The organism is Micromonospora sp. NPDC007230 (assembly GCF_042869115.1).
Taxonomy (GTDB): Bacteria; Actinomycetota; Actinomycetes; order Mycobacteriales; family Micromonosporaceae; genus Micromonospora.
Map to the genome: position 1 here is coordinate 35,441 of NZ_JBIAFE010000029.1, position 25,502 is coordinate 60,942.

A 25,502-nucleotide genomic window follows, 5' to 3' on the forward strand; every position below is an offset into this window, starting at 1 on the left:
CGCTTCGCGCCGCCGCGGAGCGAAGCGGGGCGGCGGCGTGACCGGCAAGCTTGAGCTGGATCCGGCGCTGGTGGCGCGGGCGCGGGAGTTGGCGCGCCGCGCCGGGCAGCCGGTGGTGGAGTTGGCGCGCAGCCACACCACCGTGTCGGTGGAGCGGGCGGTGCTGCGGCTGGCCGGGGTGACCGGCGCGGACCCGGACGGGATCCCGTGGGTGAACCGGCTCGTCGACGCGGTCGTGGCTGATGTGGGGCTGGGGCACGGGGTGGCTGTGCCGGTGTTCGACGCCCTGGTGCGGGAGCAGATCAGTGACGTGACGTTGCTGGCGCAGAAGGCCGCGGCGGGGTCGGTGCGGTTCACCCAGCCCACTGGCCGGGCGGCGACCGCGGCTCGGAAGGCGGCCCGTAGGGCGGTCGCGGCGGGCGTGCGGCGGATCGACCGGCGCCGCGCGGAGCGGGACCGGCTGGTGCGGCGGTACGGGGATCCGCAGCAGCGGCCGTGGATCTATCTGATCGTGGCGACGGGCGACATCTACGAGGACATCCCGCAGGCGCAGGCCGCCGCGCGGGCGGGGGCGGACATCATCGCGGTGATCCGTTCGACGGGGCAGTCGCTGCTGGACTACGTGCCCGAGGGGGCGACCCGGGAGGGGTTCGCGGGCACGTACGCGACGCAGGAGAACTTCCGGCTGATGCGGGCCGCCCTGGACGAGTCGTCGAAGGAGCTGGGCCGGTATGTGCGGTTGACGAACTACGCGTCGGGCCTGTGCATGCCGGAGATGGCGACCCTCGCCGGTCTGGAGCGGCTGGACATGATGCTCAACGACTCGATGTACGGGATCCTGTTCCGTGACATCAACCCGATCCGCACGTTCGTCGACCAGCGCTTCTCGCGGCAGGTGCACGCCCGCGCCGGGATCATCATCAACACCGGTGAGGACAACTACCTGACCACGGCCGACGCGGTGGATGAGGCGCACACGGTGACGGTGTCGCAGCTGCTCAACGAGTATTTCGCGCATGAGGCGGGGTTGGCCGACTGGCAGTTGGGGCTGGGGCACGCGTTCGAGATCAATCCGGATCTGCCGGAGTCGTTCCGGCTGGAGTTGGCGCACGCGCTGCTGGCCCGGGAGTTGTTCCCGGACGCGCCGTTGAAGTGGATGCCGCCGACGAAGCACATGACCGGGGACGTGTTCCGCGGCAACCTGCTCGACGGGTTCTTCAACCTGGTCGGTGCCATGACCGGGCAGGGGATCCTGCTGGTCGGCATGATGACCGAGGCGGTGGTGACGCCGTGGCTGTCCGACCGGGACATCGCCCTGCAGAACGTGCGGTATGTGCTGGGTGCCGCCGGTGGGCTGCACGAGGACTTCGTGCCCGCGCCGGGCGGGTTCATCCAGCAGCGTGCCCGCCGGGTTCTCGGTGAGGCCGTCGACCTGCTCGACCGCATCGGCGACCAGTCGCTGCTCACGGCGATCGCCGAGGGCACGTTCGGGATCATGAAGCGGCCCGCGGACCGCGGCAAGGGCCTCGACGGGGTCGCGAAGCACGAGGCCGACTACTACAACCCGGCTACCGAGATTCTGGAAGGAGACCGTCCGTGACGGCCCCGGCGGAGAAGAAGATCGTCCGGCCGTACGGGGACACCACCGGCGACGGCATGGTGCAGGTGTCGTTCACGCTGCCGGTGCCGCACGACAAGCGGGCCGAGGGTGCGGCGGTGCAGCTGGCCAACAAGATGGGCATCGACCCGGCGATGCTGGTGCACGCCAAGCAGATGGGCGACGGGTTCACCTTTTTCGTGGTGTACGGGCGGGTGAACCACCTGGTGGACCTGTCGCAGGTGCAGGTGGTGGAACGGGACTTCCCGCTGCTGTCGGCCAAGGAGGTCAACGCGGTGGTGAAGCAGAAGTTGCGGCGCAAGCTGTCGGTGGTGGGGGCGTGCATCGGCACGGACGCGCACACCGTCGGCATCGACGCGATCCTCAACGTCAAGGGCATCGCGGGGGAGAAGGGCCTGGAGTACTACCGGGAGTTGAAGGTCAGCAACCTGGGCGCGCAGGTCAGCGTCCCGGAGCTGGTGGAGGCGGCCCGGCGGGAGAAGGCCGACGCGGTGCTGGTGTCGCAGGTGGTGACGCAGCGTGACGCGCATCTGCACAACACGCGGGAGATGTCCGCGGCGTTCCGGGAGGCGATGCCGGCCGGGAAGCGGCCGCTGCTGATCGTCGGCGGGCCCCGCTTCGACGAGACGATGACCGGGGAACTGGGCGTCGACCGGATCTTCGGCCGCGGCACCACCCCCGGCGAGGTGGCCAGCTACCTGGTCCACGCCCTGATCACGGACAAGAAGGCGAGAGCATGAGCGATTCCCGCGTTGGTTTGACGGTGACGCATCGGCGGTACGTGCCGTACTCGCACGCCCACTACGCCGGGAACCTCGTCGACGGGGCGTACGCGCTGGGCCTGTTCGGGGACGTCGCCACCGAGGTGTGCATCCGCACCGACGGTGACGAGGGGCTGTTCGCCTCCTACTCCGACGTGCAGTTCAGGGCGCCGATGAAGGCCGGGGACGTGCTGGAGGTGGTGGCCACGGTGACCCGGGTGGGCACCCGCAGCCGCACCATCGACTTCGAGGCGCGGGTGGTGTGCCGGGGCCGCCCCGACCGGAGCGAGTCCGCCGCCGAGGTCCTCGCCGAGCCGATCGTGGCGGTCACCGCGACCGGCACCGTGGTCGTCCCCCCGGCGGCGTGAACGCCGCCGTCTGCGCCGACGTCGGGTCCACGTACACCAAGGCCGCGGTGGTCGACCTCGACGACGGTCGGCTGGTCGCGGCGGCGTCCGCGCCGACCACCGTCGGCACGGACGTGCTGCACGGCCTGGACGCCGCCGTCGGCGCGGCCACCGCCCGCGCCGGGCTCCGGGACCTGCCCTGGTACGTGTGCTCGTCGGCCGGTGGTGGGCTGCGGCTGGCGGTCGTCGGCTACGAGCCGCTCGTCACCGCGCAGGCCGGCCGGCGGGTGGGGCTGTCGGCGGGGGCGAACGTGGTGCACGTGGCCGCCGGGCGGCTCGGCGCGCCCGAGTTGACCGCGTTGCGTGCCGCCCGTCCCGACGTGGTGCTGCTCGTCGGCGGCACCGACGGCGGTGATGCGGAGACGTTGACGCACAACGCGACCCGGCTGGCGAAGGCCCGCTGGCGGGTGCCGGTGGTCCTCGCCGGCAACGTCGAGGTCCGCGACGACCTGCACGCGCTGCTCGCCGCCGCAAACGTGCCGGTGACCGTCGCCGACAACGTGCTGCCCCGCATCGGGGTGCTCGCCCCCGCACCGGCGCGGGCGGCGATCCGGGAGGTGTTCCTGCGGCACGTGATCGGCGGGAAGAAGCTGTCCCGCGGCGGCCGGTTCGCCCGGCTGGTGCGGGCGGCCACCCCGGACGCGGTGCTGACCGGGGTGGAGGTCCTCGCCGACGCGCTCGGCGGGGATCTGGCCGTCGTCGACGTCGGCGGCGCCACCACCGACGTGTACTCGGTGCTCACCCCCGACGAGCGGGACAGCGGGCCGGGCCGGGAGGTCGCCGGCACCCTGTGGCGGGCCCGCACCGTCGAGGGGGACCTGGGCATGCGGTGGAGCGCCCCCGGCGTGGTCCGCGCCGCCGCCGAGGAACGTCTGCTCACCCCCGGGGAGGAGGAGCAGTTGGCCGCGGCGGCGGCGGTGCGGGCCGCCGACCCCGGGTTCCTGCCCGCCGACGACACCGACCGGGCCGCCGACCGGCGCATCGCGGCGCTCGCCGCGACGGTGGCGCTGCGCCGGCACGCCCGCGGCGCGGCCACCGGGGAACGCGCCGGCCGGGACCTGCGCGACGTGAAGCTGATGGTCGGCTCCGGTGGGGTGCTGCGGCACGCGCCGGCCGGCGACGCCGCCGCGGTGCTGGCCGCGGTGCTCACCGACCACGCCGGCGGGTGGCCGCTGCCCCGGGCCGCCCGTGCGGTCGTCGACGTCGACTATGTCCTCGCGGCCGGTGGGCTCCTCGCCGCCGACCACCCGCAGGCGGCGGCCCGGCTGCTGCGTCGGCATCTCGGCGGAGACTGAGCCGCCACCCGGCACGGATCGAGACGCGCCGACGCGACACGCCGTGGCGCAACACACGACAGGCCGGGGTGGGTTGACAGCGGCGGGGGTGCACGCCGTACCGTCTTTGAGTCCTACCACGGGAAGCGGCTGCTGTTCGCTTCGTCCCTTCGTCCGCTGGCCGAGCGACCCGAGTGGTTGCGGCGGCCAGGTCCAGCGGGCGGGGGTCGGCGGGGCGGCGCGAACCGGCCGCGGTTACCGGTGTACGGGCAGGGTGAAAGGCACGGCCAGTAGACAACGGCCAGGCGGGGGCAGCCAGTCCACGTCCGGTCGGTCCGAAGGTCGGCGCCGCTCATTCTCGCCCCACCGGCCGGGAAGGGCCTGGGAGCATCGGGGCGCGGCGCGAGCCGCGCCCCGATTTTCGTTGCGCCGTCACAGGTGGCGGCGGCGCCACTCGGACTGTTCCTGCTCGGTGGCGATCTGCTCCTGCAGCGCGACCTGCCGGACGTGGCGGCGCAGCGGGTCGCCGGTGCGCAGCCCGGCCAGCACCAGCGCGACGCAGGCCGCGGCGAGCACCGCCAGGCCGGCGACCGCCGGCAACCGGCCCGCGGGCAGCAGCACGACCGCCAGCGCCACCACCGTCACGGTCGGCAGCAGCCGCACCCGGTGGCTGGCCCGCACCCACAACGCCAGCAGGCCCACGATGTAGATGATCACGCCGGCGAACAGCACCCGGTTGTCCAGGCCGACAGCCCGCACCTGCCACGGGTCGACATGCGGGTCGGCGATCACGGCGAGATAGCGTTTCAGGCCGAGGGCGAACAGGATGATCCCGACGACCAACGGCAGATGCAGATACGCGTAGACGTCCCGGGCGAAGGCCGCCCGTTCGTCGACGTCGCGGGTGCGGTGCAGCTTCTGTTCCAGGGCCGGCGCCAGGGTGTCGAAGTACATCCACCACAGCGCCGCGATGGTGGTGACGCCGAACACCGACGCCACGATCACCGCCCAGCTCAGCGGCAGGCCGACGGCCGGTTTGGGGCCCAGCCCCAGCGAGATGATCGACTCGCCGAGCGCGATGAGCAGGATCAGCGCGTACCGCTCCGCCCAGTGGGCGGCGGAGACCACTGCCAGGCCGACGTTGCGGACCCGGCCCCCGGCGGTGAACTCGATGACCACGGCGGCCGCCCACAGCGCCACCCGCAGCCAGGTCGGCCCGACCCCCGGCTGTTCCGGCAGCGCCCCGGCGACCACGATGAGTGTCACGCTGGCCAGCAGCGGCAGGCCGAACCGCAGCGCGGCGCGGCCCGGGGCGTCGGCGCGGGTCAGCACCACCAGCACCTGCACCGCCCGGATGATCAGGTAGCAGGCGGCGAAGACGAGCGGGCCGGGTGGCCCACCGGGACGGCTGGTGAACGCCTGCGGCAGGCTCAGGTTGAGCACGAACAGGGCGAGCACCGTCACCACGCCGATCAGCGGCAGCACCCCCTGGTCGGTGCGGACCACGTTGCCGAGGGCGGCGAACGAGACCCAGCACCACCACAGCAGGGCCAGCACCACGAGCCCGGCGAGCAGCGTGCGCACGCTCAGGCTCGCCGCCAGCAGGACGGTGACGTTGAGGAACGACAGCACGAACACCAGGTCGTAGAACAACTCCAGGCGGGTCACGCCGGACCCCGGCGCGGCGGGCAGGATGCGACCCCGCCACCGGCCTGCGCTCATGCTGCCGAGTCTGGCAGCGCCGCCCGCCACCGCGCGGAAAAGCCACCGAACCCGGGCGCGCGGCGGCCGGCCTGGCCGCCGCGAACACCGCTGCCACCTCGGGGCACCACCGTGCTGGCGTCCACGACGCCCCCGGGTCCTGCCTTGGGCTGACCCCGTTCACCGGGGCACGGGCCGGCGGCCGGGCCGGGCGGGTAGCCTTCGGCGCGTGATCGTGGTGAGGTGCCGGTGACGACGCTGGACCGGGAAGAGGTGTGCGCCCCGCACGGGCCACACGAGGCGGCGGGGCCGCGTCCGCTGCCGCTGCGGGTGGCCGCGCCGCTGGCCGTCGCGGCCGGGCTGGCCCTGCTGGTCGCGTTCCCCCCGTACGGGGTGTGGCCGCTGGCGCCGGTCGGGGTGGCGCTGCTCGCGGCGGCGGCGCACCGGCGGCGGCTGCGGGCCGGCGCGGGGCTGGGTTTCCTCACCGGGCTGGCGCTGTTCGCGCCGCTGCTGGAGTGGACGAACCTGCACACCGGCGTCCTGCCGTGGATCCTGCTGTCCCTGCTGCAGGCCGGCTACCTGGCGCTGCTCGGCGCGGCCACCGCCTGGGTTTCCCCGCTGGTCGACCGGCACCGGGCGGCGTGGCCGCTGCTGACCGGGGTGCTGTGGGTGGGGCAGGAGGCGCTGCGGGACCGCACCCCGTTCGGCGGGTTCCCGTGGGGGCGGCTGGCGTTCAGCCAGGACACCTCCCCGCTGCTGCGGCTGGCCGCCCTCGGCGGCGCCCCGCTGGTCACCTGCGCCGTCGCGCTGGCCGGTGGGCTGCTGGTCACCGCCGCCTGGCGGGACTGGCGCCGGCCGGCCGGGCACTGGCGGCCCGTGGCGGGGCTCGCCGCCGCGCTGGCGGCTCTGCTGGCCGCCGGGTCGGCCGTTCCGGTCGGGGTGCGCGGCGGCGGGGACGCCGTCACCGTCGCCATCGTGCAGGGCAACGTGCCCCGCCTCGGGCTGGACTTCAACGCCCAGCGGCAGGCCGTGCTCAACAACCACGTCGACGCGACCCTGCGACTGGCCGAGCAGGTCACCGCCGGTACGCAACGCCGCCCCGACCTGGTGGTGTGGCCGGAGAACTCCAGCGACATCGACCCGCTGCGCAACCCGGACGCCGCGGACCGCATCTCCCAGGCCGCCGACGCGATCGGCGCGCCGATCCTGATCGGCGCGGTGCTGCTCGGCCCCGACGCCGGGCAGGTCCGCAACGCCGGCCTGGTGTGGCGGCCCGGCACCGGCCCCGACCTCTGGCAGCTGTACGTCAAGCGGCATCCGGTGCCGTTCGCCGAGTACGTGCCGCTGCGCAAGATCGCCCGGATGGTCAGCGATCAGGTCGACCGGGTCCGTGCCGACTTCGTGCCCGGCGCCGCCCCCGGCGTGCTCAACGCCGGGGCGGTCACCCTCGGCGACGTGATCTGCTTCGAGGTCGCCTACGACGGCCTCGTCCGGGACACCGTCACCGGCGGCGGGCAGCTGCTGGTGGTGCAGACCAACAACGCCACGTTCGACGAGGCGGAGGCCCGCCAGCAGTTGGCCATGGTGCGGCTTCGTGCCGTCGAGCACGGCCGTGCGGCGTTGATGGCCTCCACGGTCGGCGTGTCCGGGTTCGTTTCCCCCGACGGGCGGGTAGACGGGGCGACCGGGTTCAACACCGCGGCGGTGGTGGTCCGGCAGCTGCAGCTCGGGCATGGGCGTACCACGGCCACCCGGGCGGGGGTGTGGCCGGAGGTGGCTCTCGCGGCGCTGGCCGTGGCGGCGCTGGCCGGCGCGGCGGTGCTGCGCCGGCGGCGGGAGGTCACCTCCGGGTAGGACGAGGGAAGGGCGGTACGAGGTGGGCGTGGCAGCCGGGAAGCGGACGGCCGGCCATCCCGGGGTGGGCCGGGTGCTGGTGGTCATCCCCACCTACAACGAGGCCGACAACGTCCGGACGATCGTCGCGCGGGTCCGCGAGGCCGCGCCGGCGGTGGACATCCTCGTCGCCGACGACAACAGCCCCGACGGTACCGGTGCGATCGCTGACGGGCTGTCCCGTACCGACCCGCACGTGCACGTGCTGCACCGGCAGGGCAAGGACGGCCTCGGCGCGGCCTACCTGGCCGGTTTCGCCTGGGCCCGGCAGCGCGGCTACGACGCCGTGGTGGAGATGGACGCCGACGGCTCGCACGCCCCGGAGGATCTGCCGGCGCTGCTGGCCGCGGCCCGCGACGCCGACGTGGTGATCGGCTCCCGGTGGACCCGCGGCGCGCGGGTGCTGAACTGGCCGCTGCGGCGGCTGCTGCTGTCCCGCTGCGCCAACCTGTACACGCGGCTGGCGTTGGGCATGCCGGTCTCCGACGCCACCGGCGGCTACCGGGTGTACCGGACGACCGCGCTGGACGCCATCGACCTGGACTCGGTGTGCTCGCAGGGGTACGCGTTCCAGGTGGAGCTGTCCCGGCTGGCCCACCGGGCCGGGGTGCGGATCGTGGAGGTGCCGATCACGTTCGTCGAGCGGGAGCACGGCGACAGCAAGATGAGCCCGCTGATCATGGCGGAGGCGTTGTGGCGGATCACCAGCTGGGGGCTGCGGGACCGGCGTCCGTCGGTGCGTCGGGGCGCCTCCGCCGAGTTGGCGCGGTGGCCGTGAGCGCGGGCGTGTCATGCTGGAGGGGCCGTGATGACACCCTGGCTTGTGAGGTGAGATGCGCCGAGGACTGAGGTATGCGCCGCCGGCTCTGCTGCTGCTCGCGGTGTTGGAGCTGACCGTGTTCGTCCTGGTGGGGCGGGGCGTCGGGTTCGGGGCGGCGCTGCTGCTGGTGTTCGCGGCGTCTCTGCTCGGCCTGGTGCTGCTGCGCCGGGAGGGGGTTCGGGCCTGGCGGGGTTTCCGGGCGGCTGTGGAGTCCGGGCAGCCGCCGGGGCGGCAGGTCACCGACGGGCTGGTGGGTTTGCTGGGGGCGCTGCTGCTGGCGCTGCCCGGCCTGCTCAGCGGCGCGGTGGGGCTGCTGTTGCTGGTGCCGCCGGTGCGGCGGCTGGCCCGGGTCGGGGTGCAACGTCTCGCCGAGGGCCGGGTGTCGTCGATGGTCGCCGGTGACCTGTTCGGCCCGCGCCGGGTCCGGGTGTACCGGGGCGCGCCGCAGCCACCGCCGGCCCCGCAGCAGCAGCCGCCGGTTGTCGAGCCGGGCCGTCCCATCGAGGGCGAGATCATCGAGCCGGGCCGGCCCTGACCGCCCAGACGTGCCGAAGCGCCCCCGGGGTGATCCCCGGGGGCGCTTCGGTCGTTGGTGCGCTCAGGCGCGGCCGCGGCGGGTGCGGACCTCCTGGAGCCGCTCGGCGAGGATGTCCTCCAGTTCGGCGATGGAGCGCCGCTCCAGCAGCATGTCCCAGTGGGTACGCGGCGGCTTGGCCTTCTTCTGCTCCGGCTCGCTGCCGTCGACCAGCCGGGCGACGCTGCCGTCGAACTTGCACTCCCAGGTCGTCGGGACCTCGGCGTCGACGGCGAACGGCACCTCGAACTGGTGCCCCTTGGCGCAGAGGTACTCGCGGGTCTGGCGCGGCGCGAGCTCCGTGTTGCGGTCGGATTCGTAGCTGACCGCGCCCAGGCGGCTTCCGCGCAGCATGCGCTCGCCCATGATCGGCTTCCCCTCGTTCGTGGTGCTGGTCTTCTCGGTGTAACGGTCCCTGCCCGCCCGGCCATTCCCGCCCACGCGGAACCGGCCCGCATCGGTCGGAACCCTGCAAGGGTAGCTGGCCATGACAGGTGCCCGGCGGGGTCGTCCCCGGCCGGGTCGAATGGGTGGAGTGATTTGGCTGTCATTGGGGATGTTAGCCGCCGCAGGTGTGCGGGAGGTGACGATGACCAGTGACGCGCCGATAGACGCCCGACCGCCCGGGGGAAAGACGTTTTTCGGCCACCCCCGGGCGCTGTCGACGCTGTTCCTCACCGAGATGTGGGAGCGGTTCAGCTTCTACGGCATGCGCGCGATCCTGGTGCTGTACCTGACCGCGGCCGTCGCCGACGACGGCCTGGCCATCCCGGAAACCACCGCCAACGCCGTCTACGGCACCTACAACGCGATGGTCTATCTGATGGCGCTGCCCGGCGGCTGGGTCGCCGACCGGCTGCTTGGCGCCCGGCGCAGCGTGCTGTGGGGCGGCATCGTCATCGCCGCAGGGCACTACGTGATGGCGGTGCCGGCACGGTGGAGCGTGTTCGCCGGCATGACCCTGATCGTGCTCGGCACGGGCCTGCTCAAACCCAACATCTCCACCATGGTCGGCGACCTGTACGACCGGGACTCCCCGCGCCGCGACGCCGGCTTCTCCATCTTCTACATGGGCATCAACCTGGGCGGGTTCATCGCGCCGCTGGTCACCGGTTTCCTCGGCGAGAAGATCAACTGGCATCTGGGGTTCGGCGCCGCCGCGATCGGGATGACCTTCGGCGTCCTGCAGTACGTGCTGGGCCGGCGGAACCTCGGGGAGGCCGGCGCGCGGCCGGTCGACCCGCTGCTCGGGGCCGACCGGCGGCGGGCGCTGACCCGCATCGGCGTGGTCGTCGTGGTGGCGTTGGCGGTGCTGGCCGCACTCGCCGTGACCGGACTGTTCACCGTCAACACCGTGGTCAACCTGCTCACCCTGCTCACCGTGCTGGTGGCCATCGGCTACTTCGCCCGGATCCTCACCGACCGGGAGATCAGCCGGACCGAGCGCAGCCGGATGAAGGCGTACCTGTGGCTGTTCGTGTTCGCGGCCGCGTTCTGGCTGATCTACGACCAGGCCGGGTCGGTGCTGAACATCTTCGCCGCCGACAAGACCGACCGGTCCGTGCTCGGCTTCACGTTCCCGGCGTCCTGGCTGCAGTCGGTGAACCCGATCCTGATCATCATCGGGGCGCCGCTGGCCGCCTGGCTGTGGCTGAGGCTGGGGCACCGGGTGTCCACGCCGATGAAGTTCGCCGTCGGGCTGGTCCTCAACGGCCTGTCGTTCGTGCTGATGGCCGCCGCCGCCCGGGCCGCCGTCGGTGGCGAGCTGGTGTCGCCGTGGTGGCTGGTGGCCGTGTACGCGATCCAGGTCGCCGGTGAGCTGTCGTTGAGCCCGGTGGGCCTGTCGGCCACCACGAAGCTGGCCCCGGTCAAGTACGCCAGTCAGATGATGGGGCTGTGGTTCCTCGCCACCGCCGTGGGTGACGCGATCGGTGGCCAGGTGGCCCGGCTGGCGGGGACCTGGTCGGAGTCGACGTACTTCCTCACCTTCGGGCTCGCGTCGGTGGTGCTGGGGGTGAGCGCGGTGATGTTCACCCGGCACATCCGGCACCTGATGGCCGGGATCCACTGACGTGCCGGGTGTCAGGCCGCCGGGGTGGGGGGCAGCGGCAACGGCAGGCCGGGCAGCCCGTCGATGCTGGTGGCGATGTGCGGCTTGCCGGCGAAGTAGGCGCTCAGCGACGCGTCGTCCTCCCGGGCGAACCGCCGGCCGTGCAGGTCGCGGTCCGCGTCGTAGGTCATCAGCGGGACCGCGTACCCGCAGGTGTCGCGGATCAGGTCGGCGCGGACCACGATGATCGCCCGCAGCCCGTGCACGCTGGCGTCGATGTCGGGGAAGTGGCGCAGCAGGTCCGCCCAGCGGGGATCGTCGCGGAACACCGGCTCGCCGCGTCCGTGCACCCGCACGATGTTCGGCGGGCCGGTGAACGCGCACCACATCAGCGTGATGCGGCCGTTCTCCCGCAGGTGGGCGATGGTCTCCGCGTTGCTGCCGGCGAAGTCGAGGTAGGCGACCGTGTGCTCGTCGAGCACCGCGAGGCAGCCGCGCAGGCCCTTCGGGGACAGGTTGACGGTGCCGTCGCCGGCCAGGGGGGCGGTGGCGGTGAAGAACATCGGCTGCGCCTCGATGAAGGTGCGCAGCCGACCGTCGATGCGCTCGTACGTCTTTCCCACACCCGCATCATCGCTGTCGCCGGGCTGTCGGCGCCGCCCCGTCCCAGCCCGTGATCAGGCGGGTAGCCGCTCCCGCAGCCAGTCGGTCAGGCCGGTCAGGGCGGGCGGGGCGATCTGGTGGCCGACCGGGTCGCGTCGGGCCGTGGCGGCCGCGCCGGACTCGCCGCGCAGGTACGCCCAGGTGCGGTCGAGCAGCTCGCGGGGGATGACGGTGTCGTGCTCGCCCTGGGCCACGAACACGGGCACCCCGGCCAGCCGGCCGGGCGTGGTGGGCACTCCGGCGTCGAACGGCAGGGTGCCGTAGAGGATCGCGGCGCCGGCGTATCGGGCCGGGTCGTCGAGCAGCAGGCCACCGGCGAACGCGGCGCCGCCGCTGAAACCGACCAGCGCCACCGGCCGGCCGGCGGGGGCCACCTCGTCGAGCCAGCTGCGGAACCAGTCCATGGCGGCCCGTAACGAGGCGGCGACCGGGCGGCCGACGCCCCGGTTGGCGAACCAGGCGTAGCCGCCGCCCTCGCCGATCGGCGCGCGGACCGCCGCGTACGCCGGGCCGGCGGGCAGGTGACCGGCCAGGGAGAGGATCTCCTGCTCGTGGCTGCCGCGGCCGTGCAGCAGCACGACGAGCGGGGCCGCCGGGTCGGGGTTGCCGGCGGTGGCCGCCACCGGCGGCGGGAACGTCATCTGGTTGTGCATTCAACCAAAGTACGTCAGGTGTCGCGGGCGCCGAGCCTCGCCAGGGCGCTGGCCAGGTCGCTGACCTGGTCGGCGAGCTGGGCGGCCCGCCGCTGCGCCGCGTCGCGGTCGGTCTCGGCGGCGCGCAGCCGTACCGTCAGCTCGGCCAGCCGAGCCTCGGCGGCGCCGGCGGCATCCCGCGCGGCCGCCAGGTCCGCGGCGAGGGCGTCCCGCTCGGCGGCGCGGGTCGCCGCCTCCTGCCGCGCCGACTCGGCCGCCGCGACCGCCTCCGCCCGGGCGGCGTCGGCCCGCTGCGCGGCGGTCCGCGCCTGCTGCTCGCCCCGCCGCGCCTCGGCGGTCTCCGTGCGGGCCCGCTCGGCCGCCGCCCGGGCCGCCTCGGCGTCGGCCCGGGACCGGTCGGCGTCAGCAGCCAGCCGCTCGGCGCGTTCCACCGCCTCCCCGGCCGAACGGGTGGCCCGCTCGGCGTCGCCGCGGGCGGCGTCGCGCTCGGCGGTCAGGTCGGTGACCCGCCGCCGCTGGACGTCGAGCTCGGTGCGCGTGGTACGCAGCTCGTGGCGGGCGGCGTCGCGGTCCCGTTCGGCCTGCACCCGCAGCGCCTGCGCGGCGCTGGCCTCCCCGCGCGCCTCGTCCCGGGCCGCCTCGGCGTGCCGCGCCCCCGCCGCGGCCCGGGCGGCCTCCGCCTCGGCCCGCTCGGCCCGCTGCCGGGCCGTGTCCCGTTCGGCGGCCGCCGCCTGGGCCTCCTGCCGGGCGCGGGCGGCGGCCGCGGCGGCGTCCTCGGCGTCGCGGCGGGCGTCGTCGCGTTCGGTGTGCGCGGCCGCGACCTGGGCGGCCGTCTCGGCACGGACCAGGGCGACCTGCCGCTCCACCCCGGCCGGGGACAGCTCGGCGTGCAGCGCCTCGGTGAGGCTCTCGACGATCTGGTCGAGCCGGTCCACCGCCTCCCAGGTGCGGGCCACCTGCCCGGGCAGGCCGGGAGCGTTGCGGTGGCGCATCCGGGAGTTGCGGGAGGCCCGCTGGCAGGCGCCGTCGTTGTCCCGGCAGTAGCGGAACGGGCGGCCGGCGCCGGAACGCTGCGGCACCTCCCGTCCACAGTGCGCGCAGGGGCGGGTGTCGGGGGTGGGGTGGGCGTCCATCGGGGCGAAGTGTAGTGACCGGTGCGGGCGGCCCGGCGGGCCGCGCCGGCGGCGGGTAGGTTGCCGGGCATGCCTGTCTCGCCGTACGTCGCGCGGCTGCGCCAGCACATCGGACACGACCTGCTCATGCTCTACGGGGTCAGCGCGGTGGTGACCGACGACGCCGGGCGGCTGCTGCTGGCCCGCCGCGGCGACAACGGCCGCTGGTCGCTGCCCGCCGGGATGGTCGACCCGGGTGAGCAGCCGGCCGAGGCGCTGCTGCGCGAGGTGTACGAGGAGACCGGGGTGCGGGTGGCGATCGAGCGGGTCGGCGGGGTGGCCACCCATCCGGTGCGCTACCCGAACGGCGACACCTGCGAGTACCTCAACGTGTGGTTCCGCTGCCGGGCCGTCGGCGGCGCCGCCACCGCCGACGGCGACGAGTCCGTCGCGGTCGGCTGGTTCGACGGGACCGACCTGCCGGAGTTGGACGACTGGAGCCGGCTGCGGATCGACACGGCGCTGCGCGAACAGGCGCGGGCCTGGTACGCCGCGCCGGGTGAGCGGCACCCGGGGCTCACCGGACCCGACAACCTCTGACCGTGCGCCGCCCGCGCGTGCCGGTCAGGGGGTGGCGACGGCGGCGCGGGACCGGTCCGCGGCGATGCGGACCGCGAGCCCGGCCAGCACGCTGCCCATCACGTACCGCTGCGCCCGCTCCCACGCCGGCCGGCGGGTCAGGAACGACGACACCGTGCCGGCGGTGAGCACGATCAGCCCGTTGACCGTCAGCGCGATGCTGATCTGGGTCAGCCCCAGCAGCAGGCTCTGCACCGCCACGTGACCGCGCGCCGGGTCGATGAACTGCGGCAGCAGCGACACGTACAGGATGGCGATCTTCGGGTTCAGCAGGTTGGTGACCAGGCCCATGGTGAACAGCCGCCGGGGGCGGTCCGGCGGCAGCGCCGCGGGCGTGAACGCCGACCGGCCGCCCGGGCGCAGCGTCCGCCAGGCCAGCCACAGCAGGTACGCCGCCCCGGCCAGCTTCACCACCACGTACAGCGGCGGCACCAGCACGAACACCGTGGCGATCCCGGCGACCGCCGCGACCAGGTAGACCAGGAAGCCGGCGGCCACCCCGAGCAGCGAGATCAGCCCGGCCCGCCGGCCCTGGGCGACCGACCGGGACACCAGGTAGACCATGTTCGGGCCGGGCGTGAGCACCAGGCCCAACGCCACCAGGCCGATACCCACCAACGCTCCGGTAGTGACCATGACGCCCCCGTTCCGGTGAATCTGCCGATCACCCTACGCCTGGGCCGTCGCGCCCGGATCCGGCGGACACCGGCCGTCCCCCGGCCCACTGTGACGTCCGGCGGTTCAGGCGCCCAGGACGCTGAAGAAGATGATCGACCCGCTTCCGGCGGGCGGGACCGAGGCGCGAGAATGCGGGCATGTCCATGGTCCTGCGCGCCGACGCCACGGCCGCCGCCCCCGCACTCGTGCTCCGACCGTGGCGCGCCGGCGACGCCGAGGCCCTGCTGGCGGTGTACCGGGACCCGGTGCTGCGCAGCTGGACTCAATTTCCGGTCACCACCGCCGCGGACGCCCGGGTGTTCCTGCGCCGGGCCCGTCAGGGCTGGGCGGCCGGCCGCCGGTTCAGCTTCGCGGTGCTGGAGCCGGAGCCGGACGGGGAGCGGCTGGTGGCGAACGTGGTGCTCAAGGAGATCACCCCCGGCCGCCCGTACGCCGAGGTCGGCTACTGGACCGCGGCGCCCGCCCGCGGTCGCGGGGTCGCGCCCCGCGCGGTCACCGCGGTGAGCGACTGGGCCTTCGCCCGCTTCGCCGCCGGTGGGCTGACCCACCTCGAGCTGCTGCACCAGGTGGACAACCTGGCCTCCTGCCGGGTGGCGGAGAAGAGCGGGTACGCCTTCCAGGAGGTGCTGCCCGCCCGGCCCCCGTTCCCCCGTGACGGGCACCGGCACGTGCGCTGGCACCGCTGACCCTGCTGGAGGCCGGGTGGGAATGGTCCGCCACCGCCTCGGCGCTGACCTCGCGGGGGAGCGGCGGCTACGGTGGGAGCGGGAGGTGACGGCGGTGACAACCAGCTGGGATGCGGCGGTCGAGGCGCAGATCCGCTCGGCCCAGGAACGCGGCGAGTTCGACAACCTGCCCGGCGCCGGCAAGCCGATCCCCGGGCGGGGCCTGCCCTACGACGAGTCGTGGTGGATCAAGAGCTTCCTGGAGCGCGAGCGGATTCCGGGCGACCTGCTGCTGCCCACCCCGTTGCAGCTGCGACGCCGGGTGGAACGGCTGCCCGGCGAGGTGCGGGACCTGCCGACCGAGGAGTCGGTGCGGGCGGCGGTCACTGCGCTGAACCGGGAGATCGTGGACTTCCTGCGCGCGCCGAGCGGACCCCGGGTGGTGATCCGCCCCGTCAACGTCGAGGAGACCGTCCGGGTCTGGCGGGACGAACGCGCACGGGCCGCCGCCGAGCGGATCGCGACCGCCGCGACCGCGGACAGCGCCGGCGTCCCAGTCCGCGGGCAACGCCGACGTTGGCGGCTGCCCTGGCGCCGCCGCTGACCCTGCCTCAGCCGAGCGCGGCCCGCCAGGTCCACGCGGTACGCCGCGGCCGGTCGCCGAGCCGTGCCCGGCCGGTCATCCAGAGCAGCACCGCGACGGGGTCGCCGTCCGGCGCGTCCAGGAACAGCCGGCCCAGCACCCCGGCGCACAGCTGTGGTGGCGGCGACCAGTCCAGCCCGAGGCCGCCGGTGATGTCCCGGGTGTGCAGCAGGGTCTCGGCGACGCCCATCGCCGCGAAGCCGCCCGGGTCGCACGGTCCCCAGTGCCAGGCGCGGCTGCCGGGGGCGGCGGTGTCGACGGCGGCGGCGAGCAGCCCGGCGCTCGCGGCGATCACGGTCAGCAGGTCGGCCGGGGTCGCGTCGGCGCGCACCCGCAGGTCGAGGGGGAGGTAGCCGTCGGCCGGCAGGCCGGTCAGCTGCGCCGCGTAGGCGAGCAGGTCGTGGGCGACGTGCGCCGCGGTCGTCCAGCAGGTCCACTCCAGGTCTGCCGCCGGCACGGTCCAGTCGCGGTCCACGGCGGGCCGCAGCACCCGTGTTGTCTCGGCGGCGGCGCTGCGGACGTCCGCCGCGGTCATCCCCAGCGTGTGTCCTGTGGGCACCCGGCTGATCCTAGTTCCGCGGGGCGTCCTTCACGAATATGATCCCGTCGTTGCTGGCCAGGTGGGCCGGGTCCAGCGGGGCGTAGCCGAACCAGGGGGACACGCGGGGAGCGGGCGTCACGTCGCCGAGGGCGTCGGCCAGCCGGCGGGCGTCGACGACGTATCGGTCCTGCGGGAGCGCGTACAGGAGCCCTTCGATGGTGTCCGGGGGTGGGGTCTGCACACCGTGGTGGCGGATCGTGCCGAGGGCCGTGGCCAGGACGGCGTACCCCTCACCCAGTTGGGCGCTGGCGATGGCCCCGGCGCTCCACCACTGCACCGGTCCCGCCCACATCTGCATCGTGCTCTTGTCCCGCTGCAGATGTGCGTTGTGGGCGTTCACCAGGGTCGGGCCCCGTTCGGCGAGGGCGAGCAGGTTGGCGGCCATCATCGAATCCCGCACGCCGAGCAGCCATGCCATGCGTCGCGGTGCCGGGTCGGCCATCCAGAAGTGGTAGCGCAGCAGGCCGGTGGCGGTGCGCCCGTACATGCGGGCCCGGTCCCAGTCGTCCGGTGAGGACGCCGCGATCAGGTGGGGCGTCTGCGCGTCGAGCAGGGCTACCAGGTCGTCGGCGAGCAGTCGCAGCTGGGTGGCCTCGGGCGTCTGCCCCACGGACTGGGACGGGTCCATCATGGCGGCGGGATTGGTCCACCGGTCGTCGGCGCCGAGCAGGCGGTCGAGCGTTTCCGCGGTGCAGGGGAGCAGGTCGGCGTCCACCCGGGCGGTGAGGTAGGAGTGGAGTGCGGTGAGGGCCTGCCGGGGGCTCGCGGCGGCGGTGATCTCCAGCGGGCCGTCGAAACCGGCGAAGCGCACCTGCTCGGACGCGGGCCGGCCGTCGTTGTACGCGCGCATCCAGCGCACCAGCTCGCGGTTGGCCGCGAAGGCGCCCCACTCGTGGCTGAAGCCGCGCTCCATGACCTCGTCGAGGGTGCCCGTGCCGGACGTGACGTAGTCGTCCACGACCAGGCCCATCATGCAGTCGCTCTCGATCGCGATCGTCCGGTAGCCCTCCTGCTCGACGAGTTGCCGGAAGAGATCGTTGCGCACCTCGAGCAGAACGTCCTCGCCGTGGGTGGGCTCACCCAAGGCAAGCAGCCGCGGCCGGGCCGGGAGCAAGCCCATGACGGTCGCGGCGTCAACGGCATGGGCGGTGTCTGTGATGCCAGCAGTCATGCCGTCAACGGTATCGTTGAACCAACGATTGAAACTTCTCAGGCGAATTTGGCAGGACAGTGAGGCGAAACCTTCAAGACGGCGGTCGGCTGAGGCCGGTTGACCTGGCGCGCGGGCACGGCCTGTCCACGCAGGCGATCAGGAACTACGAGGCGGCGGGCATCCTGCCGGGCGCGGAACGCACCCCGCACGGCTACCGCACCTACACGCCGCTGCACGCGAACGCCCTGCAGGCGTTCCTCGCCCTCGTACCGGGACACGGCCACCAGACGGCCACGTCGATCATGCGGGCGGTCAACCGGGACGCGACCGAGGACGCGCTTCGGCTCATCGACGAGAGCCACGCCCAACTGCTCGACGACCGCCGCACCCTCCAGGCCGTCGAAGCCGCGCTTCACGACCTCAGTCCCGTACCGCCGGAACGCGGCGACACGTTCGTCGGCCCGCTGTCGAGAAGGCTCGGCATCCGCCCGGCCACCCTGCGCAAATGGGAACGCGCCGGCGTGGTCCAGCCGCGCCGCGACCCGCGGACCGGCTACCGGGTCTACCGCGCGGCCGACGTACGCGACGCCCTGCTGGCCCACCAGCTCAGGCGAGGCGGCTACCTGCTGGAGCAGATCGCCCCGCTGATCGCGCAGGTCCGCTCCGCCGGAGGCGTCGCACCCCTGGAATCGATGCTGCGTGACTGGCGCGCCCGCCTCTCGGCCCGCGGCCGCGCCATGCTCACCGGCGCCGCCGCACTGGACGCCTACCTCGGCTGCCGACCGGCTCCAGGCCGGCCGAATGCCGCACCAGCAGCGCCGGGCCCACTGCGGCCGGCCGGATGATCCGTCGTGTCTGCGGTCCCACGCCCGCTGCTGTTAGAGTGGTGGCGGCGTTGATCGTTTGTTGAGGAGACCAGACATGGTGGTGGACGACGACATCTCCGGGTGATACCCGGACCCGACAGGCCACCGGCCCGGCGCGTGGAAGCGTCGCCGACGTGGTCTTGCTGTCGTCCTCTCTTTCCCCTGTCTGCCGCCGGGGCAGAAGTGTCTTCCCTGCCCCCCTCATCACGAGGTCACCTCCATGTCCGACGTCTCCATCGTCTGCTCGAACCTGTCCTTCACCTGGCCCGACGACACTCCCGTCTTCCAGGACCTGTCCTTCACCGTCGGCTCCGGCCGCACCGGCCTCGTCGCGCCCAACGGCACCGGCAAGAGCACGCTGCTCAAGCTCATCGCCGGTGAACTGCGGCCCGACACCGGGTCGGTCTCCGTGACCGGCACCCTCGGTTACCTCCCGCAGAGCCTCCCCCTGACCGGCGACCTCACGGTCGCCGAGGTGCTGGGCGTCGCCGCGATCATCCAGGCCATCGACGCCGTGGAGTCCGGGGACGTCGACGAGAAGCACTTCACCACCATCGGCGACGACTGGGACGTCGAGGAACGCACCCGCGCCCAGCTCGACCGCCTCGGCCTGGCCGACCTCACCCTGGACCGCAGCCTGAGCACCCTCAGCGGCGGCCAGGTCATCTCCCTCGGTCTCGCCGCCCAGTTGCTGAAGCGGCCCGACGTGCTGTTGCTCGACGAGCCCACCAACAACCTCGACCTCGACGCCCGGCACAAGCTCTACGACGTGCTGGAGGACTTCAACGGCTTGCTGCTCCTGGTCAGCCACGACCGCGCCCTGCTCGACCGCATGGAACGCATCGCCGAACTCGACCGCGGCGAACTGCGCTTCTACGGCGGCAACTTCACCGAGTACGAGGAGGCCGTGCGGGTCGAGCAGGAAGCCGCCGAGAAGAACGTCCGCAACGCCGAGCAGGAGCTGAAGCGGGAGAAGCGGGAGATGCAGCAGGCCCGCGAGCGCGCCGAACGCCGGCAGAGCAACGCCGCCCGCAACCTGAAGAGCGCGGGCCTGCCCCGGATCTTCGCCGGCACCATGAAGCGGGGCGCGCAGGAGTCCGCGGGCCGGGCGGGCCAGATGCACGCCAACCGGGTCAGCGAGGCGAAGGCCCGGCTGGACGAGGCCGGGCGTGCGCTGCGCGAGGAACAGAGCATCACGCTGGCCCTGCCGGACACCAACGTGCCCGCCGGACGCACCCTGTTCCTCGGCGAGCAGCTGCGCGTCCGCCTCGGCGACCGGGACGTGTTCGCCGGCCAGGGCGTCGACCTGACCGTCCGGGGCCCGGAGCGCATCGCGCTGACCGGTCCCAACGGTGCCGGCAAGAGCACCCTGCTGCGCCTGATCAACGGCGACCTGACACCACAGAGCGGCGAGATCAAGCGGGCCGACGGCCGCATCGCCTACCTCTCGCAGCGCCTCGACCTGCTGGACGTGGACCGTACGGTCGCCGAGAACTTCGCCGACTACGCCCCGGAGCGGCCGGAGGCCGAGCGGATGAACCTGCTCGCCCGCTTCCTCTTCCGGGGGCCCCGCGCCCATCTGCCCGTCGGGGTGCTCTCCGGAGGCGAGCGGCTTCGCGCCACCCTGGCCTGTGTGCTGTGCGCGGAACCAGCTCCGCACCTGCTGCTCCTGGACGAGCCGACGAACAACCTCGACCTGGTCAGCGCGGGCCAGTTGGAGAGCGCCCTGAACTCGTACCAGGGGGCCTTCGTGGTGGTCAGCCACGACGAACGGTTCCTGCGCGACATCGGCGTGAACCGGTGGCTGCGGCTGGCCGACGGCGTGCTGAAGGAGACGGGGGCCCCTGAGGTGTGAGCCGCCGCGTGTCGACCTGGCCCGTGCCCGAGGCATACCGCCCCGCGGGCCGCGCACCGATCACGTTGGACGGATCCCATGCCTCAGTCCGCTCTGCTCGCCCACGACCTTGTCCACACCCTCGGCGACCGACGGGTGCTCGACGGTGTCTCCCTGACCGCCTCGCCCGGGCACCGCATCGGGCTGATCGGGGAGAACGGCGTCGGCAAGTCGACCCTGCTACGCCTGCTGGCCGGGCCGGACCAGCCCCACGCCGGCAGCGTCACGCGCCCACCCGACTTGGGCTTTCTCCAGCAGGAGATGCCCTACGACACCGACGCGACAATCGCCGACGTACTCGACGACGCGCTACGCGAGGCCAGGGAGGACCTCACCGAGCTGGACCGGCTCACCGATCAGCTCGCGCGGACCGCGCAGGACGCGCCCGAGTACCCCGGCCTGCTCGACGCGTACGGCGTCCGGCTCGAACAGGCCCAGGAACGGGAGGCCTGGGACGCCGACCGGCGTGCCGCGCTCGTGCTCGACGGCCTCGGCCTCGGCAGTTTCGGCCACGACCGGACGCTCGGGTCAATGTCCGGCGGGCAGCGCGGCCGGCTCGCGCTGGCCGCACTGCTTGTCCGGCGGCCCGCCGCGCTGCTGCTGGACGAACCGACCAACCATCTCGACGACCGTGCCGCCGCCTTCGTCGAGGAGCAACTGCGCAGCCTGCCCGGGGTCGTCGTGGTGGCCAGCCACGACCGGGCCTTTCTGGACGCCGTGTGCACGGACCTGATCGACCTCGACCCCGCGATGCAGGGCCCGGTCCGCTACGGCGGCAACTACAGCGCCTACCTGGCCGAGAAACGTGCCGAGCGGGACCGCTGGGAGCGCCGCTGGGCCGAGGAACAGGAGGAACTGGCGGCGCTGCGGGTCTCCGCCGAGGTCACCGCGCACCGCGTCGCACCGGACCGGGGGCCGCGCGACAACGAGAAGATGGGCTACGGCCACCGCGCCGGCCGGGTGCAGAGCCAGATCTCCCGCCGGGTGCGCAACGCCACCCGCCGCCTGGAGGAGCTGGAACGCTCCCAGGTCGGCGAGCCGCCGAAGCCCCTGCGGTTCGAGAGCACGGCACTCGCCGCACCCGCGGCGGAAGGCGACGGTCCGCTGGTGTCCCTGGCTGACGCACGGGTGCCGGGCCGGCTCGCACCGGTGAGTGCGCAGGTGTCGGCGACCGACCGTCTGCTGGTCACCGGGGGGAACGGGGCGGGGAAGTCGACCCTGCTGGCCGTGCTCGCCGGGCGGCTCACACCCGAGGGTGAGGTGCGGCGGCGGCGCGGGCTGACCGTGGGACTGCTCGCCCAGGACACCGTATTCGACCGGCCGGACCGGTCCGTCCGGGCCACCTATGAGCTGGCGCTGGGCGCCGAGCGGGCCGAGGCGGTGCCGCTGGGCTCGCTGGGCCTGATGCACGACGCGGACCTGGACAAGCCGGTCGGGCGGCTCTCGGTGGGGCAGCGCCGACGTCTCGCGCTGGCGCTGCTGGTGGCGCGACCGCCGCAGTTGCTGCTGCTCGACGAACCCACCAACCACCTGTCGCCGCGCCTGTGCGACGAGTTGGAGGCGGCGCTGGGCGGCGGCCCCGGCGCGATCGTGCTGGCCAGCCACGACCGCTGGCTGCGCAAGCGCTGGCAGGGGCGGGAGATCCGGCTCGGCTCCGACCACGAGCGCTCGGACAGTGCGGGTCACAAGCTGCTCGCCCGCGTAACGCCGCCACACCCGCAGGGAGCCGGCCGGAACGGATAGCAGAGTCTGCCCGGGTGTCCTGGATCGTTGTCGTGTCGGGTGTCGAGAATGTGGCGCTGGCTCCGTCCCAGGGACACGAGCGGCCACGACGGGCCGCGCGACGAAGGAGGACCACCATGAAGTACCTGCTGCTGAAGCACTACCGCGGCGCCCCGGCTGCGGTCAACGACGTGCCGATGGACCAGTGGACGCCGGAGGAGGTCGACGCGCATGTGCAGTTCATGCGCGACTTCGCTGCCCGCTTGGAGGACACGGGTGAGTTCGTCGACGGACAGGCACTGTCGCCCGAGGGCGCGTTCGTGCGGTATGACGGCGAGGGGCGCCCACCGGTGACCGATGGTCCGTTCGCCGAGACCAAGGACCTCATCGCCGGCTGGATGGTCATCGACGTGGAGTCTTGGGACCGCGCGGTCCAGTTGGCGGGGGAGCTGTCCGCCGCTCCCGGGGCCGGCGGCGAGCCGATCCACGAGTGGCTCGAGGTGCGACCGTTTCTCACCGAGTCGCCCACGGTGACCGAGTGAACGAATCGCTGCTGCGGGAGCTTGTGCCCGCGGTGATCGGTGTCCTCGTCCGGCGCGGAGCGGACTTCGCGTCGGCCGAGGATGCCGTGCAGGAGGCCCTGATCCGGGCGCTGGACAGCTGGCCGGATGATCCACCGCGCGATCCGAAGGCATGGCTCGTCGCCGTCGGGTGGCGAAGGTTCCTCGACGCCGCCCGTGCCGAGGCGTCGCGGCGGGGGCGGGAACTCGCCGTGGAGGTCGAGCCTCCCGCCGGTCCGGCGCCCGCCACGGACGACACGCTGCGGCTCTACTTCCTGTGTGCGCACCCCACCCTGCCGCCAGCCTCGGCCGTCGCCTTGACGCTGCGCGCGGTCGGTGGCCTGACCACGCGGCAGATCGCGGCGGCATACCTCGTCCCCGAGGCGACCATGGCGCAGCGGATCAGCCGGGCCAAGCGGCGGATCGCGGGGCTGCCGCTCGACCAGCCCGGCGATCTCGGGACGGTGCTACGGGTGCTCTACCTCGTCTTCAACGAGGGGTACGGCGGAAACGTCGACCTGGCGGCCGAGGCGATCCGTCTCACCCGCCAGCTCGTCGCCTTGACCGACGAGCCCGAGGTCGCGGGGCTGCTCGCGCTCATGCTGCTGCACCATGCGCGCCGCGCGTCCCGCACCGGCCCCGGAGGTCGCCTGGTGCCGCTCGGTGAGCAGGACCGATCGCGTTGGGACACCGGCCTGATCACCGAGGGGGTGACGATCTTGCAGGCCGCGCTGGCCCGCGACCGGCTGGGCGAATACCAGGCACAGGCCGCGATCGCCGCCCTGCACGCGGACGCCCGGAGCACCTCCGAGACGGACTGGGTGCAGATCGTGGAGTGGTACGACGAACTGCTGCTCATCACCGGCAGCCCGGTGGTGCGGCTCAACCGTGCAGTGGCCGTCGGGGAGGCCGACGGACCGCAGGCCGGCCTGGCGGCGCTGGCTCACGTGAACCCCGACCTGCCCCGCTACGCCGCGGTGACGGCATACCTGCACGAACGCGCCGGCGACCTCGAGCACGCCGCCGAACTTTATGCCGAGGCCTCCCGCGCCGCTACCAGCGTGCCGGAGCGCGACCACCTCACTCGAGAGGCCGCCCGGGTGCGGCAACTGCTGCGTCCGTGAGTCAACGGCCGGCGGCGCGGATGAATCCACGTCCGTCGCGCCTGACTCGGCGTTCGTTCACACCGAGCGTCCGGTGACCCGGCGAGGGACGAGCAGCTGGTTCCAGGCCCGGACCTGCGCGTGGTGGCCCGACCAGGCGTCCCACACCGAGCGAGCCCACTCGGCGGCCAGGGCCGCGTACTGGCTGTGTGGCGCATCGAGGAGGTGCCGGTGCGTCAGGACTCCATCGAGATCCGGTGCCGCCAGGGGCGTGAAGATGTCCGGATGAGTCCGCATCATCTCCTGGTGCATGGACGCCCCCTCCGAGACCGGCTGCCCGCACTCGAGGTAGAGGTCCATGGTCATCAGGCACAGCGCGGTGGTCTGCACCCCGATCCGGGTGCTCGGGTCCGCGTGCAGGCACGCGTAGGCATCGACGACGTACTGCCTGTATCCCAGCAGGTCCGGCGCGTAGAACGCGGCCTGCACCGCCCCGGCCTCGGCCACGCACTCCCCGGTCGCAGCCCGGTTGGGCACGACCGGCAGGCCTCGGTCGGTGTGGGTCAGGCCGCATCCGGGGCAGGTGATCAGGCTCATGCCGCCTCCAAGGGCGCAACGCGTCGAGGGACTGGACGTGCGGTGGCGCGTCGGGGGGTCACGTGCTGCCCGCCTGCCGCCGACGTTGACGTGGTGGTCGAAGTGTGTGAGCACGCCGGAGGTGCCCTGGACGCACGGCGCTCGGCACTGCGTGGAGCGGCCGGTACCTCATAGGGCCTCCAACAGAGCGTCGGTCCACACCCGGACTGTGGCGTGTTGGTGCGCCCAGGCGGACCAGACGCAGCTCGGCCAGTCCGCGAGGCTCGGGCCGAACTCGTCGTCGGGCAGGTTCCACAGCACCGCGACGGTCAGTTCCCCGTAATCATCAGGCGGCGTGAGCAGGGGCCAGTCGTCCTTGCCAAGTGCGGGCAGGACGGTGGCGCTGACGCGCGGGCGCAATCGCTGCAGCTGTGCGGCGGGGATGCCGCGCTCGATGCGCGCACACAGCGCGACCAGGTGCACGGCTATCGAGGAACGCTGACGCCGGTCGCTGTCGGCGCCTCCCGTGTGCTGGGTCGCGAAGCAGTCGACGTGAGACGGTTGCGCCGCAGCCGGGCCCAGCGCCAGCAGGCGGACGGTGAGCTCGCCGTACATCCGCCAGCGCGCGGGCGCAGACTCCATGTACGGATGCTGCGGCCCACCCTCGACCGCTACCAGGCCCCCACAACCACAGCGTTCCATGGCAAGCACCGTAGAGCCGCCCGTTGCGTCAGGGTCAACCACATCATCCCCACGGAGTCGACGGGGTTCGTGGCACGTTCGTCGGCGGGCCCTCCACCCCGGCCGGATTATCGGATTGGAGTTATCGGTAATCCGTTAATTGAAACGGACAGATCCGGACAAGATGCCAGTGCA

At 73.4% G+C, this 25,502-nt stretch carries 26 protein-coding genes; 16 read left to right on the forward strand and 10 right to left on the reverse strand.

Features of this window, described 5'->3' with window-relative positions; all coding sequences use genetic code 11:
- Positions 1-37: 37 nt before the first annotated feature.
- From ACFYML_RS30840 to ACFYML_RS30855, 4 genes are read left to right on the forward strand one after another with little or no spacing between them, the layout of a single operon-like run.
- Complete coding sequence (locus ACFYML_RS30840; protein ID WP_387423961.1) at positions 38-1,600, forward strand: lysine 5,6-aminomutase subunit alpha; 1,563 nt, start codon at positions 38-40, stop codon at positions 1,598-1,600.
- Positions 1,597-2,358, forward strand: coding sequence for an OAM dimerization domain-containing protein (locus ACFYML_RS30845; protein WP_387423962.1), 762 nt, complete (start codon positions 1,597-1,599; stop codon positions 2,356-2,358). The genes ACFYML_RS30840 and ACFYML_RS30845 overlap by 4 nt, the downstream gene beginning before the upstream one ends.
- The gene (locus ACFYML_RS30850) at positions 2,355-2,747 is read left to right on the forward strand and encodes a hotdog domain-containing protein (protein WP_387423963.1); all 393 of its coding nucleotides are present in this window, start codon (positions 2,355-2,357) and stop codon (positions 2,745-2,747) included. The genes ACFYML_RS30845 and ACFYML_RS30850 overlap by 4 nt, the downstream gene beginning before the upstream one ends.
- Complete coding sequence (locus ACFYML_RS30855) at positions 2,744-4,081, forward strand: glutamate mutase L (RefSeq protein ID WP_387423964.1); 1,338 nt, start codon at positions 2,744-2,746, stop codon at positions 4,079-4,081. The genes ACFYML_RS30850 and ACFYML_RS30855 overlap by 4 nt, the downstream gene beginning before the upstream one ends.
- Before the next feature lie 411 nt (positions 4,082-4,492).
- Here the strand turns inward: ACFYML_RS30855 and ACFYML_RS30860 are convergent, their stop codons facing one another.
- Entirely contained in the window at positions 4,493-5,782 is a 1,290-nt protein-coding gene (locus ACFYML_RS30860) for a low temperature requirement protein A (RefSeq protein WP_387423965.1), read from the reverse strand.
- Positions 5,783-6,019: 237 nt separating this feature from the next.
- On the opposite strand from ACFYML_RS30860, the gene lnt reads away from it, so the two are divergent.
- The 3 genes from lnt to ACFYML_RS30875 are packed head-to-tail and all read left to right on the forward strand — an operon-like array spanning position 6,020 to position 9,009.
- Positions 6,020-7,615, forward strand: coding sequence for an apolipoprotein N-acyltransferase (gene lnt, locus ACFYML_RS30865; protein ID WP_387424010.1), 1,596 nt, complete (start codon positions 6,020-6,022; stop codon positions 7,613-7,615).
- A 22-nt stretch (positions 7,616-7,637) separates the two neighbouring features.
- The gene (locus tag ACFYML_RS30870) at positions 7,638-8,432 is read left to right on the forward strand and encodes a polyprenol monophosphomannose synthase (protein ID WP_387423966.1); all 795 of its coding nucleotides are present in this window, start codon (positions 7,638-7,640) and stop codon (positions 8,430-8,432) included.
- Between the two features lie 55 nt (positions 8,433-8,487).
- Complete coding sequence (locus ACFYML_RS30875) at positions 8,488-9,009, forward strand: FxsA family protein (RefSeq protein ID WP_387423967.1); 522 nt, start codon at positions 8,488-8,490, stop codon at positions 9,007-9,009.
- A 63-nt stretch (positions 9,010-9,072) separates the two neighbouring features.
- Here the strand turns inward: ACFYML_RS30875 and ACFYML_RS30880 are convergent, their stop codons facing one another.
- On the reverse strand, positions 9,073-9,414 hold the full coding sequence (locus tag ACFYML_RS30880) for an RNA polymerase-binding protein RbpA (RefSeq protein ID WP_046564157.1): 342 nt from the start codon (positions 9,412-9,414) through the stop codon (positions 9,073-9,075).
- A 223-nt stretch (positions 9,415-9,637) separates the two neighbouring features.
- On the opposite strand from ACFYML_RS30880, the gene ACFYML_RS30885 reads away from it, so the two are divergent.
- Positions 9,638-11,119, forward strand: a complete 1,482-nt coding sequence (locus ACFYML_RS30885; RefSeq protein ID WP_387423968.1) for a peptide MFS transporter — start codon at positions 9,638-9,640, stop codon at positions 11,117-11,119.
- An 11-nt stretch (positions 11,120-11,130) separates the two neighbouring features.
- Here ACFYML_RS30885 and ACFYML_RS30890 read toward each other — a convergent pair whose 3' ends face one another.
- Genes ACFYML_RS30890 through ACFYML_RS30900 form a run of 3 tightly spaced genes read right to left on the reverse strand, consistent with a single transcriptional unit; the run spans position 11,131 to position 13,547 of the window.
- Positions 11,131-11,721, reverse strand: a complete 591-nt coding sequence (locus ACFYML_RS30890; protein ID WP_073835105.1) for a pyridoxamine 5'-phosphate oxidase family protein — start codon at positions 11,719-11,721, stop codon at positions 11,131-11,133.
- Between the two features lie 54 nt (positions 11,722-11,775).
- Positions 11,776-12,414 (reverse strand): alpha/beta hydrolase, encoded by a 639-nt coding sequence (locus ACFYML_RS30895; RefSeq protein ID WP_387423969.1) that lies wholly within the window; start codon positions 12,412-12,414, stop codon positions 11,776-11,778.
- A 14-nt stretch (positions 12,415-12,428) separates the two neighbouring features.
- The gene (locus ACFYML_RS30900; RefSeq protein WP_387423970.1) at positions 12,429-13,547 is read right to left on the reverse strand and encodes a hypothetical protein; all 1,119 of its coding nucleotides are present in this window, start codon (positions 13,545-13,547) and stop codon (positions 12,429-12,431) included.
- A 69-nt stretch (positions 13,548-13,616) separates the two neighbouring features.
- On the opposite strand from ACFYML_RS30900, the gene ACFYML_RS30905 reads away from it, so the two are divergent.
- A complete protein-coding gene (locus ACFYML_RS30905; protein ID WP_387423971.1) occupies positions 13,617-14,126 on the forward strand; it encodes an NUDIX domain-containing protein in 510 nt (169 codons plus the stop codon).
- 24 nt (positions 14,127-14,150) lie between these two features.
- Here the strand turns inward: ACFYML_RS30905 and ACFYML_RS30910 are convergent, their stop codons facing one another.
- Positions 14,151-14,801 (reverse strand): LysE family translocator, encoded by a 651-nt coding sequence (locus ACFYML_RS30910; RefSeq protein ID WP_387423972.1) that lies wholly within the window; start codon positions 14,799-14,801, stop codon positions 14,151-14,153.
- 179 nt (positions 14,802-14,980) lie between these two features.
- On the opposite strand from ACFYML_RS30910, the gene ACFYML_RS30915 reads away from it, so the two are divergent.
- Positions 14,981-15,529: a GNAT family N-acetyltransferase gene (locus ACFYML_RS30915; protein WP_387423973.1), complete on the forward strand. Its 549-nt coding sequence runs from the start codon at positions 14,981-14,983 to the stop codon at positions 15,527-15,529.
- A gap of 94 nt (positions 15,530-15,623) precedes the next feature.
- Positions 15,624-16,112: a DUF1992 domain-containing protein gene (locus ACFYML_RS30920; RefSeq protein ID WP_387423974.1), complete on the forward strand. Its 489-nt coding sequence runs from the start codon at positions 15,624-15,626 to the stop codon at positions 16,110-16,112.
- 7 nt (positions 16,113-16,119) lie between these two features.
- On the opposite strand, the gene ACFYML_RS30925 is transcribed toward ACFYML_RS30920, so the two are convergent.
- Complete coding sequence (locus tag ACFYML_RS30925; RefSeq protein WP_387424011.1) at positions 16,120-16,686, reverse strand: maleylpyruvate isomerase N-terminal domain-containing protein; 567 nt, start codon at positions 16,684-16,686, stop codon at positions 16,120-16,122.
- A gap of 34 nt (positions 16,687-16,720) precedes the next feature.
- A complete protein-coding gene (locus ACFYML_RS30930) occupies positions 16,721-17,923 on the reverse strand; it encodes an erythromycin esterase family protein (protein WP_387423975.1) in 1,203 nt (400 codons plus the stop codon).
- Positions 17,924-17,982: 59 nt separating this feature from the next.
- On the opposite strand from ACFYML_RS30930, the gene ACFYML_RS30935 reads away from it, so the two are divergent.
- From ACFYML_RS30935 to ACFYML_RS30955, 5 genes are all read left to right on the forward strand, one after another.
- The gene (locus tag ACFYML_RS30935) at positions 17,983-18,750 is read left to right on the forward strand and encodes a TioE family transcriptional regulator (RefSeq protein WP_387423976.1); all 768 of its coding nucleotides are present in this window, start codon (positions 17,983-17,985) and stop codon (positions 18,748-18,750) included.
- 241 nt (positions 18,751-18,991) lie between these two features.
- Positions 18,992-20,626, forward strand: coding sequence for a ribosomal protection-like ABC-F family protein (gene abc-f / locus ACFYML_RS30940; protein WP_387423977.1), 1,635 nt, complete (start codon positions 18,992-18,994; stop codon positions 20,624-20,626).
- A gap of 78 nt (positions 20,627-20,704) precedes the next feature.
- Positions 20,705-22,408 carry an ABC-F family ATP-binding cassette domain-containing protein gene (locus tag ACFYML_RS30945; RefSeq protein ID WP_387423978.1) on the forward strand — a complete coding sequence of 568 codons (1,704 nt, stop codon included), beginning with the start codon at positions 20,705-20,707 and terminating at the stop codon, positions 22,406-22,408.
- 116 nt (positions 22,409-22,524) lie between these two features.
- The gene (locus ACFYML_RS30950) at positions 22,525-22,929 is read left to right on the forward strand and encodes a YciI family protein (protein WP_387423979.1); all 405 of its coding nucleotides are present in this window, start codon (positions 22,525-22,527) and stop codon (positions 22,927-22,929) included.
- On the forward strand, positions 22,926-24,071 hold the full coding sequence (locus ACFYML_RS30955; RefSeq protein ID WP_387423980.1) for an RNA polymerase sigma factor: 1,146 nt from the start codon (positions 22,926-22,928) through the stop codon (positions 24,069-24,071). The genes ACFYML_RS30950 and ACFYML_RS30955 overlap by 4 nt, the downstream gene beginning before the upstream one ends.
- Before the next feature lie 57 nt (positions 24,072-24,128).
- Here ACFYML_RS30955 and ACFYML_RS30960 read toward each other — a convergent pair whose 3' ends face one another.
- Both ACFYML_RS30960 and ACFYML_RS30965 read right to left on the reverse strand, forming a co-directional pair.
- Complete coding sequence (locus tag ACFYML_RS30960; RefSeq protein WP_387423981.1) at positions 24,129-24,647, reverse strand: DUF5946 family protein; 519 nt, start codon at positions 24,645-24,647, stop codon at positions 24,129-24,131.
- A 168-nt stretch (positions 24,648-24,815) separates the two neighbouring features.
- Complete coding sequence (locus tag ACFYML_RS30965; protein WP_387423982.1) at positions 24,816-25,328, reverse strand: DUF5946 family protein; 513 nt, start codon at positions 25,326-25,328, stop codon at positions 24,816-24,818.
- Positions 25,329-25,502 lie beyond the last annotated feature (174 nt).

What these genes read in the sequence shown, in the direction of transcription:
- ACFYML_RS30895 (WP_387423969.1), bottom strand. Translation starts at nt 12,414, where the DNA reads ATGCACAACCAGATGACGTTCCCGCCGCCGGTGGCGGCCACCGCCGGC.
- ACFYML_RS30885 (WP_387423968.1), top strand. Translation starts at nt 9,638, where the DNA reads ATGACCAGTGACGCGCCGATAGACGCCCGACCGCCCGGGGGAAAGACG.
- ACFYML_RS30950 (WP_387423979.1), top strand. Translation starts at nt 22,525, where the DNA reads ATGAAGTACCTGCTGCTGAAGCACTACCGCGGCGCCCCGGCTGCGGTC.
- ACFYML_RS30915 (WP_387423973.1), top strand. Translation starts at nt 14,981, where the DNA reads ATGTCCATGGTCCTGCGCGCCGACGCCACGGCCGCCGCCCCCGCACTC.
- ACFYML_RS30960 (WP_387423981.1), bottom strand. Translation starts at nt 24,647, where the DNA reads ATGAGCCTGATCACCTGCCCCGGATGCGGCCTGACCCACACCGACCGA.
- ACFYML_RS30900 (WP_387423970.1), bottom strand. Translation starts at nt 13,547, where the DNA reads ATGGACGCCCACCCCACCCCCGACACCCGCCCCTGCGCGCACTGTGGA.
- ACFYML_RS30930 (WP_387423975.1), bottom strand. Translation starts at nt 17,923, where the DNA reads ATGACTGCTGGCATCACAGACACCGCCCATGCCGTTGACGCCGCGACC.
- ACFYML_RS30850 (WP_387423963.1), top strand. Translation starts at nt 2,355, where the DNA reads ATGAGCGATTCCCGCGTTGGTTTGACGGTGACGCATCGGCGGTACGTG.
- ACFYML_RS30925 (WP_387424011.1), bottom strand. Translation starts at nt 16,686, where the DNA reads ATGACCGCGGCGGACGTCCGCAGCGCCGCCGCCGAGACAACACGGGTG.
- ACFYML_RS30880 (WP_046564157.1), bottom strand. Translation starts at nt 9,414, where the DNA reads ATGGGCGAGCGCATGCTGCGCGGAAGCCGCCTGGGCGCGGTCAGCTAC.
- ACFYML_RS30860 (WP_387423965.1), bottom strand. Translation starts at nt 5,782, where the DNA reads ATGAGCGCAGGCCGGTGGCGGGGTCGCATCCTGCCCGCCGCGCCGGGG.
- ACFYML_RS30965 (WP_387423982.1), bottom strand. Translation starts at nt 25,328, where the DNA reads ATGGAACGCTGTGGTTGTGGGGGCCTGGTAGCGGTCGAGGGTGGGCCG.
- ACFYML_RS30875 (WP_387423967.1), top strand. Translation starts at nt 8,488, where the DNA reads ATGCGCCGAGGACTGAGGTATGCGCCGCCGGCTCTGCTGCTGCTCGCG.
- ACFYML_RS30945 (WP_387423978.1), top strand. Translation starts at nt 20,705, where the DNA reads ATGCCTCAGTCCGCTCTGCTCGCCCACGACCTTGTCCACACCCTCGGC.
- ACFYML_RS30905 (WP_387423971.1), top strand. Translation starts at nt 13,617, where the DNA reads ATGCCTGTCTCGCCGTACGTCGCGCGGCTGCGCCAGCACATCGGACAC.
- ACFYML_RS30910 (WP_387423972.1), bottom strand. Translation starts at nt 14,801, where the DNA reads ATGGTCACTACCGGAGCGTTGGTGGGTATCGGCCTGGTGGCGTTGGGC.
- abc-f (WP_387423977.1), top strand. Translation starts at nt 18,992, where the DNA reads ATGTCCGACGTCTCCATCGTCTGCTCGAACCTGTCCTTCACCTGGCCC.